The organism is Variovorax sp. YR216 (assembly GCF_900107745.1).
GTDB lineage: Bacteria > Pseudomonadota > Gammaproteobacteria > Burkholderiales > Burkholderiaceae_C > Variovorax.
Map to the genome: position 1 here is coordinate 262,565 of NZ_FNRO01000005.1, position 11,173 is coordinate 273,737.

Annotated in this window: 11 protein-coding genes; 1 reads left to right on the forward strand and 10 read right to left on the reverse strand. The window is 66.2% G+C overall.

Translation table 11 applies throughout. The features are described 5' to 3' along the window. Positions 1-9: 9 nt before the first annotated feature. From BLW05_RS17290 to BLW05_RS17315, 6 genes are read right to left on the reverse strand one after another with little or no spacing between them, the layout of a single operon-like run. Positions 10-879, reverse strand: a complete 870-nt coding sequence (locus BLW05_RS17290; protein ID WP_177142691.1) for an alpha/beta hydrolase — start codon at positions 877-879, stop codon at positions 10-12. Further along, on the reverse strand, positions 876-3,212 hold the full coding sequence (locus tag BLW05_RS17295) for a xanthine dehydrogenase family protein molybdopterin-binding subunit (protein WP_093164478.1): 2,337 nt from the start codon (positions 3,210-3,212) through the stop codon (positions 876-878). The genes BLW05_RS17290 and BLW05_RS17295 overlap by 4 nt, the downstream gene beginning before the upstream one ends. After that, positions 3,209-3,697 carry a (2Fe-2S)-binding protein gene (locus tag BLW05_RS17300; protein ID WP_093164479.1) on the reverse strand — a complete coding sequence of 163 codons (489 nt, stop codon included), beginning with the start codon at positions 3,695-3,697 and terminating at the stop codon, positions 3,209-3,211. Before BLW05_RS17300 ends, BLW05_RS17295 begins: the two co-directional genes overlap by 4 nt. Next, a complete protein-coding gene (locus tag BLW05_RS17305) occupies positions 3,694-4,545 on the reverse strand; it encodes an FAD binding domain-containing protein (RefSeq protein WP_093164481.1) in 852 nt (283 codons plus the stop codon). Before BLW05_RS17305 ends, BLW05_RS17300 begins: the two co-directional genes overlap by 4 nt. A gap of 10 nt (positions 4,546-4,555) precedes the next feature. Then, positions 4,556-5,023, reverse strand: coding sequence for an SRPBCC family protein (locus tag BLW05_RS17310; RefSeq protein ID WP_093164482.1), 468 nt, complete (start codon positions 5,021-5,023; stop codon positions 4,556-4,558). A gap of 16 nt (positions 5,024-5,039) precedes the next feature. Next, entirely contained in the window at positions 5,040-6,116 is a 1,077-nt protein-coding gene (locus BLW05_RS17315; protein WP_093164483.1) for a 2,5-dihydroxypyridine 5,6-dioxygenase NicX family protein, read from the reverse strand. Positions 6,117-6,250: 134 nt separating this feature from the next. On the opposite strand from BLW05_RS17315, the gene BLW05_RS17320 reads away from it, so the two are divergent. Continuing rightward, positions 6,251-6,829, forward strand: coding sequence for a TetR/AcrR family transcriptional regulator (locus BLW05_RS17320; RefSeq protein ID WP_093164485.1), 579 nt, complete (start codon positions 6,251-6,253; stop codon positions 6,827-6,829). Between the two features lie 65 nt (positions 6,830-6,894). Here the strand turns inward: BLW05_RS17320 and BLW05_RS17325 are convergent, their stop codons facing one another. The 4 genes from BLW05_RS17325 to BLW05_RS17340 are packed head-to-tail and all read right to left on the reverse strand — an operon-like array spanning position 6,895 to position 11,080. Further along, complete coding sequence (locus BLW05_RS17325) at positions 6,895-8,079, reverse strand: acetyl-CoA C-acyltransferase (protein WP_093164486.1); 1,185 nt, start codon at positions 8,077-8,079, stop codon at positions 6,895-6,897. 24 nt (positions 8,080-8,103) lie between these two features. Continuing rightward, entirely contained in the window at positions 8,104-9,918 is a 1,815-nt protein-coding gene (gene aceK, locus BLW05_RS17330) for a bifunctional isocitrate dehydrogenase kinase/phosphatase (RefSeq protein ID WP_093164488.1), read from the reverse strand. A gap of 21 nt (positions 9,919-9,939) precedes the next feature. Further along, positions 9,940-10,641, reverse strand: coding sequence for a carbonate dehydratase (gene can / locus BLW05_RS17335; RefSeq protein WP_093164490.1), 702 nt, complete (start codon positions 10,639-10,641; stop codon positions 9,940-9,942). A gap of 43 nt (positions 10,642-10,684) precedes the next feature. After that, entirely contained in the window at positions 10,685-11,080 is a 396-nt protein-coding gene (locus tag BLW05_RS17340; RefSeq protein WP_093164491.1) for a MerR family transcriptional regulator, read from the reverse strand. Positions 11,081-11,173: the final 93 nt, after the last annotated feature.

The window sequence follows — 11,173 nt, forward strand, 5'->3', positions numbered from 1 at the left end:
GGCTTTGCATTAGTTTCTCCTGGTGTCGACGGGATGGGGTGATGCAGCGGTCTGCCGCATCCACGCTGCTGCGAGTGCCGGCCATCCCGAAGGATGTTCGCCACAGGCGACGCTGGCCTCGAAGTGGTCACAGCCTTCGAGGATCTGGACTTGCACCGGCACGCCGGCGGCGCGCAGCGCCGCTTCCATCTGCTGCGCCTGCGTGACGAGGTGCGGGAAATCGCGGCCGCCGTAGGCGATGAGGAATGGCGCGCTCACCGCACCGTCGAGGCGATGCAGCGGCGACGCGGCGGCGTCGGTGCGTTCCTCGTCGCCGACGCCGAGGAATCGCGGCCGCACGGAAAGACCGCTGCCCGGCCCGAAGCGATAGACGCCGGACACCGGCAGGCACCCACGCAGCACATCGTCCGGAAGCGCGCGCGGCTTGCGCCATTCGCCATTCACTGCGAGCAATGCGGCGTAGTGCCCGCCTGCGGAGTGGCCGCCGACGAAGATTCGCTTCGGGTCGCCGCCATGCGACGCGATGTTGCGCCACACCCAGGCGACTGCGTCCGCGGCGTCGTCGAGACCGGTCGGAAAAACGCGCGTCGGCGCAAGGCGGTAGCCCGCACTGACCAGCGTGACGCCCCGCGCCGTCAGCGCCGGGGCCATGAAGTACATCCACTCCTTGTAGCCGCTGGTCCAGCCGCCGCCGTGAAAGAAGACCAGCACATCGCCGCTGGGCGACTCGGGGCGGAACACGGTGAGCGTCTGGTACGGGTCGTCGCCATATGCGGCTTCATGGCCGGCAACGCCTTCGCCGAGCTTGAGGATGCGGTCCTGATATGCCGCGCCGAGCGGCGACAGCGGCTCCTGCGGCGGGTAGTGATCGAGCTTCACGATGCAGCCCCCTCGCCATCCTGCGCAAGCAGCGCGTTGAGCACGCGCTCGGAGCTGAGCGGCAACTGGTGCAACCGCGCGCCGGTCGCATGCGCGATGCCGTTGGCGATCGCGGCCGCCACGCCGTTGATGCCGATCTCGCCCACGCTCTTGGCACCGAACGGACCGCTGGGCTCGTTCGATTCGACGAGATACGCCTTCAGGCTTTCGGGCAGCTCGGCGAAGGTCGGGATCTTGTAGTCCATCAGGCTCGGGTTCGCGAGGCGCGCGCCGTCCCAGACCATTTCCTCGGTCAGCGCATAGCCCATGCCCTGCACGAAGGCACCCTCGATCTGCCCGGTCGCCATGGTCGGATTGATCGCCCGGCCGATGTCGCAGGCCGACCATGCGCGCACCACGCGCACCTTGCCGGTGAGCTCGTCGACCTCCACCTCGACCACCAGCGCGCCGAAGCTGTAGATGCCGATCTGCGGGAACGGCAGGCCCTGCACCACCGCACGCTTGGGATCGACCGTCTTCTGGTTGAACACCCAGCTGTGCGTGCCGATGATCGGCCCGCCCGCCGCCCAGTGGGCGCGGCCGGAAATCTCGGCGAAGCTGACCGCGCGTTGCTCGACGCCCTTGATCGCAACCTTGCCGCCCGGAAGCAGTTCGAGGTCTTCCACGGCGCATTCGAGCATCTCGCTGGCCTGCTGCTTGAGCTTGTCCGCGACCTCCTCGGAGGCGCCGACGACCGAACGACCTGCCACGTAGGTCACGCGGCTGGCGGTGGTGCCCCAGTTGTAGGGCGAGCCATCGGTGTCCGGGCTCGCGATTGCGACACGATCGACCGGCAGCTTCAGCGCTTCGGCGCACATCTGGGTGAGCACGGTGTTCGAGCCTTGGCCGATATCGACCGCGCCGGTGTTGAGCAGAACCGATCCGTCTTCCAGTACGCGGACGATCGCGCCGGACGCCAGGAGCCCGCTGATGTGTGCGGTGAGCGCTACACCGAATCCGCGATGGCGGCCCGGCGGGCTTTCGGAAGGCGACGGCCAGCCCGATTCCTTCTGCACGATGTCGAGGCACTCTGCGAGGCCGTTGGAGAGGATCGGCTGTCCGCCGAACCACGGGTCGCCGTCGACCAGCATGTTCTTGCGCCGCAGCGCGATCGGATCCATGCCGAGCTTGTGCGCGACTTCGTCGAGTTGCGTTTCGGACGCGAAGGTCACCTGCGGCACGCCGAAGCCACGGAATGCACCGAAGCGCAGCTTGTTGGTGTAGGCCACGCGGCCGTGTGCATGCACGTTCGGGATGCGATAGGGCCCGCAGTTCATGAGCAGCGCGTAGCCGAGCACGCCCGGGCTGTCGTCGCCGAACGCGCCGCCGTCGAGCAGCAGTTCGGTTTCGCGCGCGACGATGGTGCCGTCGCGCTTCACGCCGGTCTTCATGCGGATGGTGACCGGATGGCGCGCGCGGACCGCCTCGAAGTCTTCCTCGCGGCTCATGATGAGCTTGACCGGCTTGCGCGTCTTGAGCGCCAGCAGCACGACCGCGGGCTGCACATGCGCTTCCATCTTGTTGCCGAATCCCGCACCGATGCGCGGCGTCAGGCAGCGCAGCCGCGTCATCGGCAGGCCCAGCGATTCGCACACGCTGGCCTGCACGCGGAACACCGACTGGTTGGCCGACCACAGCGTGACGCGACCCGCGGCATCGGCCTCCGCCAGCGCGCCGCAAGGCTCGAGCGAAAGATGCGCCTGCGCCTGCGTCTGGTAGTGGCCTTCGACCACGACGTCGCACTGCGCCCAGGCGCTGTCGATGTCGCCGGACCGGAAGGAGGTGCGCGAGCACAGGTTGCCGTCGGTGCCCGAGTCGAACACCTTGACATAGGAACCCGTGTCTTCGTGCACGAGTGCAGCGCCGGGTGCAAGCGCTTCCTCGGGGCCCAGCACCGCGGGCAATTCTTCGTAGTCGACACGGATGAGCCGTGTCGCCTGCCGAGCGATGGCTTCGGTGTCCGCGGCGACGGCCGCGACGATCTCGCCGACGTAGCGCACCTTGCCCTTGGCAAAGGCCGGCTCGTCCTTGATGAACGCGCCCATCTTGTGCGCGTCATCCAGGTCGTCGCCGGTCACGATCGCGCGCACACCGGGCAGCGCCAGCGCTTCACGCAGGTCATACCCTCGAATGCGCGCATGCGCGTACGGGCTCTGCAGGATCGCGCCGTGCAGCATGCCGGGGCGGTACAGGTCGGCAATGTATTGCGCACGGCCGGTGAGTTTCTCGTCCGATTCGAGCTGCGGGATCGCCTGCCCGACGCCACCGGGGATGTCGACGACGGCCGCGCTCACGATGCGACTCCTTCGCCCTGGAGCGCGCGGGCGGCGGTGCGGACTGCGTCGATGATCTTCACGTAGCCGGTACAGCGGCACAGGTTGCCCGAGAGCGCGGAGCGAATCGCCGCATCGTCCGGGTCGGGATTGCGTTGCAGCAGCGCTCGAGCGCTGACCAGCATGCCCGGCGTGCAGAAGCCGCACTGGAATGCGCCCGATGCTGCGAAGGCCGCTTGCAGCGCGCGCATCTCGGCGCTGTCCTGCAGACCTTCGAGCGTCTTGACATCGGCGCTTTCGCAGTTGTGCGCAAGGCTCAGGCAGGCGCGCATCGGCACGCCGTCGACGCTGATGGTGCACGCGCCACAGACGCCCTGGTTGCAGCCGCGCTTGGCGGCGGTGAGTTGCAGGCGGTCGCGCAGCACGGTGAGCAGGGTGTCGTGCAGGCCGGCCTCCGCCTGCGTGCTTTCGCCGTTGACGTGGAGAGTGATCGGGGGGGAATTCATGCGGCGCTCCGGGGGGCGGCTTCGAGCGTGCGCACGGCACGCAGCAACAAACGGGGGATCAACTGGCGGCGGTAGTCCGCGCTGCCTCGTACGTCGTCGAGCGGATCGGCGTGCTCCACGAGGATCTGCGCGGCGCGCGCCACGCTGGCATCGCTGCGGCCTTCCGACAGCACGGCATCGGCTTCGGGATCGGACAGCGGGGTCGGACCGCAAGCGCCAACCGCGACGCTCAGGCGCCCGTCGCCACGCATGCAGGCCGCGATCGATGCAGTTGCATAGTCACCCGCCACGCGTGCGTGCTTGACGTAGGTACCCACGCCGCCATCGTTGGGCGGGAGGTAGACGGCGGTGACCATCTCGCCGGGCTCCAGCGCGGTGAGATACCAGTCCACGAAGAATCCGGAGGCCGGCAGAACGCGTCGCCCTTCAGCGGACGCGATCTCGATCTCAGCCTTCGCGGCAACCAGCGCGGGCGGATAGTCCAGCCCCGGATCTGCGAAGGAGATCGAGCCGCCGATGGTCCCCATGTTGCGCACCGTCGCGTTGGCGATCTGCGATGCCGCATGCGGGACCACCGCGCAACTACCCAGCCGTAGCGTGCAAGCGGCGGTGTCGCGATGCCGCGTGAAGGCACCGATGCGCACACGACCATCGGGCATCGTGCTGATGCCCTTGATCTCGTCGATGTCCGCGAGGCTGACCAGCGCAGCCGGTTCGAGCACGTGGGCATTGAGCATCGCGACCAGCGTCGCGCCACCCGCGAGCGGCTTCGCGTCCGGGTCCTGCGCGAGCAAGGCCGTGGCCTCGGCGACGGTCTTCGGGCGATAGAGCCCCTGCAGCGTCGTCATGGTCGGCCTTTCAGTGCTGCGCGGCCGGGGCGGCGCCGATCTGTTCGAGCTTGCGCTGCAGATTGACGGCGAACTCGTCGCCCATGCTCTGCGCCTTCTTCTTCATCATGCCGAGCGCGAAGCGGCCGAGCCGGCCGGTCACCGAGACTTCGGAGCGGTAGCTCACCAGCGTGCCCTCGGGCGTGGGTTGCAGGGTGACCTGGCTGTCCGCCTGCAGGTTGCTGGCGTGACCGCCTTCGTCGCCGCGCGTGACCGCCCACACGTTGCTGTCGTCGCGCTTCGTGATTTCGACCAGCAGGTCGAAGCGCGCCTTGATGCCCGCCATCGAGATGGCGACCACTGCGCGATAGCGGTCGGCGTCGAGCGCCTCGAGCTTTTCGCAACCGGGCAGGCAGGAGGCCATCAGGCCGGCGTCGAACAGATGGACCAGCAGCGTCTCGGGCGGCGCCGCGATGGGGAATTGACCTTCGATCAGCATGAAGCGCGTCTCCGGTTCAGCGTGCGACGCGCTCGACGATCATCTTCGGGTCGACGATGCGCCCGTCCTTCACCACGACGTTGCCGTCGAGCGAGATGGTGCAGTTGCGCATCGGCACGTCGTAGTGGCCGCGTGTGGTGCGCTTGCCGCCGCCCTGCGTGTTCGGGCCGGTCGAGAAGAGGAAGTTGCCCGGAAAGCTGCGCGACGCCGCACGGCTGCGCTCGGGCGAATCGCCGTACAGAGCGAGCGAATCCCAGCGGCATTGCGGGTTCAGGCCCCAGCCGAGATGGGAGAGTGCGTACGGGTCCTTGTCGTTCTCGCTGGTCTTGCCCTCGGCGAGCCATTCGCGCATCAGCGAGGCATCGAGTCCGCCTTCGATGCTCACGATGTGGCCGTCGCGGATCTCCAGCTCGATCGCGTCCTGCACGTAGCGGCAATAAGGAAGGATCACCACGTCCCCCGGCGCGATCACCACACGACCCTGCGCGCTGCCTTCGTTCGGGAAGGTGTGGAGCAGGCCCACGCCCCAGTGGTCGAAGCGACCGGGTTCGTCGGCCATGCCGTACTGGCTCATGACCGGGTATTCGCCGCACTTGTAGCTGAGGTCGGTGCCGGCCTTGCTCGTCACGCGCACGTCGCGCGTCTTCTCATAGAGCCTGTGCGCGTGCACCACGGCTTCCTTCAGCCCCGGTGGCGACTGCAGCTGATACAGGTCGTCCGGCGCGTCGATGATCATCTGCACGCGCACGCCCTTGGCCTGCACGTCGCGCAGCCACTTCGAGAAGAGCGGGACGTGGAAGATGAGCACCATGTCCACCGCCATCAGGGCTTCCAGCGTGCCCTTGCACTTGCCGATGGTCGGAACGCCGACGCTGTTCCATCCGGGGATGGCGTTGACGCACATCTCGTAGATGTCGAAGCCGATGTCCTGCGCCGCGGCAAAGGCGGACTGGATGTACTCGCGGCGGGTGCCGAGATCGCTCACGATCGCGACCGTCTGGCCGGGACCGACGCGACACAGCTCGAACTGCTTGCGAAAGAGAGACGTGAGCTTCGCCGGGTTCAGCTCTTGGGTGCGGATCGCTGATTGCATCGTTGGGTTTCCTGATCTGGGTCAAAACCTGGGACTGAAAACTACTTTAGGAGTCAAGCTAATCCGTGTCAATAGCGAATACCATTCATTTTTGAGAGAATGGATCCGTCTCCGAACAGGACCCAGGCCCAACCATGTCCCAGCGAAAGAAAGAAGGCGTTCGCGAAGCGATCCTCGCGGCAGCGTTCCGGCTGTTCTCGGCGCAGAGCTATATCGAGACCTCCATTCCCGCCATTGCGCGGGAGGCCGGCATCTCGACGGCGAACGTGTACGTCTACTTCGCCTCGAAGCTCGACATCCTCTACACGCTGTACGAGCCGTGGCTCAACGAGCGGCTCGAAAAGCTGGACCGCTCGCTGAAGCGCGTCGCTTCGCCCGAAGCGCGGCTGGAGCGCCTGCTGGTGGCGCTGTGGCGCGATCTGCCGCACGAGACCAACGGCTTCGCCAAGAACATCATGCAGGCGCTCTCCACCACCGGCGGCGGCGACGCCTACAGCCCGCATCTGCGCGAGCTGTTCCAGTCGCGCGTGGCAAAGTGGATCGAGAGTTGCCTTTCCGTTTCAGCCGCGGAAAGCGACGTCATCGCCGGGGTGGTGCTGATGGCCTTCGACGGCTTTGCGATGAACGTGCACCTCGACCACGGCATGGCGTGCGACGCCAAGACGGCGCGCCTCTTCAGCCGGCTGCTGGCTGGCGCGCGCACGGAAGCCTGAAAGAAAAAAGCCCGCACCGTCACACGACGATGCGGGCGGCGGCCGTCACGGGGCCGCGTAAAAAATCAGACCAGCTCGATCGCGACGGCGGTGCCTTCGCCGCCGCCGATGCACAGCGTCGCGACACCGCGCTTCTTGCCGCGCTGCTGCAGCGCATGGATCAGCGTCACCATGATGCGCGCGCCGCTCGCGCCGATCGGGTGACCGAGCGCACAGGCGCCGCCGTTCACGTTGACGATGTCATGCGCCACCGACAGTTCGTGCATCAGCGCCATGGGCACCACGGCGAAGGCCTCGTTGACTTCCCACAGGTCCACGTCCTTCACGGCCCAGCCGGTCTTCTTGAACAGCTTGGCGACCGCACCGACCGGCGCGGTGGAGAACCATTCGGGCTGCTGCGCGTGCGTGGCGTGGGCGACGAGGCGCGCGATCGGCTTGGCGCCGTACTTCCTCGCGGTGCTCTCGGTCATCATCACCAGCGCAGCGGCGCCGTCATTGATGGACGAGCTCGATGCGGCGGTGATGGTGCCGCCGTCCTTCTTGAACGCGGGCTTGAGCGTCGGGATCTTGTCGACCTTGACCTTGCCCGGACCTTCGTCGATGTCGATCACGGTCTCGCCGCCGCGGCCCTTGACGGTCACCGCCGCGATCTCGGCCTTGAACGCGCCCGAAGTCGTTGCCGCCTTCGCGCGCTCCACGCTGGCGATGGCGAACGCATCCTGCTGCTCGCGCGTGAACTTGTACTTGGCCGCGCAGTCCTCGCCGAAGGTACCCATCGAGCGGCCCGGCTGGTAGGCGTCTTCCAGGCCGTCGAGCATCATGTGATCGAAGATGCGGTCATGGCCCATGCGGTAGCCGCCGCGGCCCTTGAGCATGAGGTAGGGCGCGTTGGTCATGCTTTCCATGCCGCCGGCCACCATCACCTCGTGCGTGCCCGCGAGCAGCATGTCGTGCGCCATCATGGCCGCCTTCATCGCCGAGCCGCACATCTTGCTGAGCGTGACCGCGCCCGCGCTGTCGGGCAGGCCGCCCTTGTAGGCCGCCTGACGCGCCGGTGCCTGCCCCTGGCCGGCCATCAGGCAGTTGCCGAAGAGCACTTCGCCCACGCTGTCGGCACTGATGCCCGCGCGTTCGACGGCGGCCTTGATGGCCACGCCACCCAGGTCATGCGCCGAGAGGGAAGAAAAGTCGCCCTGGAAGCCGCCCATCGGGGTGCGGGCTGCGCCGACGATCACGATCGATTCGCTCATGGAAGTTGCTCCTTCAGAAAGTTGTCAAAAATAGGGGGCGTGGCCTTCGTGCTTGAAACGCTGGGCCTCGTCGTAGGGGAAAACATCGAGCATCTGCCCCGCCTGGATCCGCTCCTTGTGGCTCTGCCAGAAGGCCGCATCGAGCAGGTCCGCGTGATGCGCCATGAAGGCCTCGCGCACCGCGGCGTTGCCGAGGAGAAAAGGGCCGAAGGTCTCCGGGAACACATCCTTGGGCCCGACTGCATACCAGACCTCGCCGCTCATCTCTTCTTCCTCGGTGCGCGGCGTGGGCACCTTGCGGAAGTTGCAGTCGGTCAGGTATTCGATCTCGTCGTAGTCGTAGAACACGACCTTGCCGCCGCGCGTGACGCCGAAGTTCTTAAACAGCATGTCGCCCGGAAAGATGTTCGCGGCCACCATGTCCTTGATCGCATTGCCGTACTCGACCACCGCATGCTCCAGCTGCTTGCTCGCGCGGTGGGCATGCTCGGGCTGGTCGAGCAGGTCGAACGCCTCCTGCAGGTAGATATTGAGCGGGATCATGCGCCGCTCGATGTAGCAGTGCTTGAGCACCACTTCCATCTCCCCGTTGCCGTCGCGGTCGCCGATCTCGAGCTGGCTCGGCGCGAACCGCTTGATCTCCTCGATCAGCTCGGGCTCGAAGCGGTCGAGCGGAAAACCGACGTTGCTGTACTCCAGGGTGTCGGCCATGCGGCCCACGCGGTCGTGCTGCTTCACCAGCATGTACTTGCTCTTGACCTGCTCGCGCGTGGTGTCCTTCTGCGGCGGGTAGTAGTCGCGAATCAGCTTGAACACGTATGGAAACGACGGCAGGTCGAACACCAGCATCACCATGCCCTTGATGCCCGGCGCGCTGCGAAACTTGTCGCTCGAATAGTTCAGGTGGGCGAGAAAGTCGCGATAGAACAGGGTCTTGCCCTGCTTGGCGAGCCCGAGCGCGTTGTAGATCTCCGCGCGCGGCTTGCGCGGCATCAGCGAGCGCAGGAACTGCACATAGGCCGAAGGCACTTCCATCTCGACCATGAAGTACGCGCGCGCAAAGCTGAAGAGCATCTGCAGGTCTTCCTCGCCGAAGAGCACCGCGTCGATGTAGAACCTGTTGTCCGCGTCGTGCAGGATCGGCAGCGCGAACGGCAACTCGGTGAAGCCGTTGATGATCTTGCCGACCACATACGCGCCCTTGTTGCGATAGAAGAGCCCCGAGAGCACCTGCAGCTGGAAGTTGGCACGCAGCTTTACCTGGTGGAAGCGGCCGAGGATCGCAGTCGCCACCCGGCCCGCATCGCGCTCCAGGTTGGCATAGCCGCGGCCCAGCAGGCGATAGTCCAGCAGCAGCGACTGGACGACGCTTGGCAGCGACTCCGGCGTCGGGTAATAGGCACGGTAGGTCGGCGCGCCTTGCTGCTCGATGTATTCCGTGCTGATCGCGGGCCGAACGAAGATGAAGTCGTTCTGGAAATACGAGCGATGCAGGATCTTGGTCGTGACCGAGTTGAAGAAGGTCTCCGCCAGCTCAGGCTGGTGATGGTCGACCAGGAGGCCGATGAAGTGCAGCTTGACCTGGTGCCACACATCCATCGGCTGGTCGCCGGCCTTGAACTCCTTCTCGAGCCGCGCCACCGCCTCGCCCACTCGCAGGTCGTAGAACTCGATTCGCTCGCGCTGCGCCCGCTGCTGGCCATGCCAGTCGGCGGTCTCGAAGCGATGCTTGGCGCGCGCCGATTCGGCCCGGAACAACCGGTAGTGCCGGTCGAACCCGTCCCGCATCGCCTTGGCGATGTCGTAGGCCAGCGGTGAATCGAGGCGCTGCGGGAACATGGGCCGTGCGAAAGGCGCCGGTTACTTGATGTATTCGGACGTCGGCGTCTCCGCAGGCTTGCTCCACTTGTAGCGGATGCGCTGCACCGCTGCGCGGTAGAGGTTTTCCATCGGCTTGGTGCCGTCGACGGTGAGCTCCAGGTCCTGGATGAGACCGTCGTGCACGCCGAAGGCCCAGCCGTGGATCGTGACCGACTGGTTGCGGGTCCACGCGTCCTGCATCACCGTGCTGACCGCCACGTTGACCACCTGCTCCGCCACGTTCAGCTCGCACAGCGCGTTGGCGCGGTTTTCCTCCGGAATGGTGTCGAGCATCACATGGTGCCGGTCGCGCACATCCTGGATGTGGCGCAGCCAGTTGTCCGCGATGCCGATGCGCGCGCCTTCGAGCGCGGCCTGCACGCCCGAGCAGCCGTAGTGGCCGACCACCATGATGTGTTGCACCTTCAGCCGCTCCACGGCGAACTGGATCGCCGAGAGCGCATTCAGATCGGAATGCACCACGATGTTCGCCACGTTGCGATGCACGAAGACCTCGCCCGGCTCCAGTCCGGTGATCTGGTTCGCCGGCACGCGGCTGTCGGAGCAGCCGATCCACATGTACTTGGGCGTCTGCTGCTTCACCAGGCTGGTGAAGAAGCCGGGACGGTCGCGCTCCATGCGCGCCGACCAGGAGCGGTTGTGGGCGAACAGGTCTTCGAGGTTGTCTGTGGAGTTGTCCATGTGTGTCTTCTGATGATGGGGAAGTGGTGATGCGGCAGCGCGATCAGCGCGCCTTCGGTTTCTCGGCCCGTGCCAGTGCGGCGCGTGCCTTCTTCTCCTGCGCGCGGATCTCGTCGATGTTGGCCTGCAGGTCCGTCAACTGCGCTTCGAGCTGCTGCCGGTGATTGCCGAGCACGCCCAGGAAGCGCTGCAATTGGGCCGCGGTGTCGCGCGGGCTGTCGTACATGTCGAGGATGTCCTTCGCCTCGGTGAGCGTCAGCCCCAGCCGCTTGGCGCGCAGCGTCAGCGTGAGCCGGGCGCGGTCGCGCGAGCTGTAGATGCGCTGCAGCCCCGCTCGCTCGGGCGACAGCAGGCCCATGTCCTCATAGAAACGGATCGCCCGCGTGGTGAGGTCGAACTCCTTCGCGAGCTCGCCGATGGTGAAGGTTTGTGACGGCATGTAATCCGGATCGAAACGAGTGCGACAGCATGTTTGGGACGCACTGCCTACAATGATGGCTCCTTGCCATGACGTTTACGTTAACGTCAATCG

Bases quoted from the DNA above. Each gene is read 5' to 3' on its own strand.
- BLW05_RS17300 (WP_093164479.1), bottom strand. From the start codon at position 3,697: ATGAATTCCCCCCCGATCACTCTCCACGTCAACGGCGAAAGCACGCAG.
- BLW05_RS17305 (WP_093164481.1), bottom strand. From the start codon at position 4,545: ATGACGACGCTGCAGGGGCTCTATCGCCCGAAGACCGTCGCCGAGGCC.
- BLW05_RS17310 (WP_093164482.1), bottom strand. From the start codon at position 5,023: ATGCTGATCGAAGGTCAATTCCCCATCGCGGCGCCGCCCGAGACGCTG.
- BLW05_RS17315 (WP_093164483.1), bottom strand. From the start codon at position 6,116: ATGCAATCAGCGATCCGCACCCAAGAGCTGAACCCGGCGAAGCTCACG.
- BLW05_RS17320 (WP_093164485.1), top strand. From the start codon at position 6,251: ATGTCCCAGCGAAAGAAAGAAGGCGTTCGCGAAGCGATCCTCGCGGCA.
- BLW05_RS17325 (WP_093164486.1), bottom strand. From the start codon at position 8,079: ATGAGCGAATCGATCGTGATCGTCGGCGCAGCCCGCACCCCGATGGGC.
- aceK (WP_093164488.1), bottom strand. From the start codon at position 9,918: ATGTTCCCGCAGCGCCTCGATTCACCGCTGGCCTACGACATCGCCAAG.
- can (WP_093164490.1), bottom strand. From the start codon at position 10,641: ATGGACAACTCCACAGACAACCTCGAAGACCTGTTCGCCCACAACCGC.
- BLW05_RS17340 (WP_093164491.1), bottom strand. From the start codon at position 11,080: ATGCCGTCACAAACCTTCACCATCGGCGAGCTCGCGAAGGAGTTCGAC.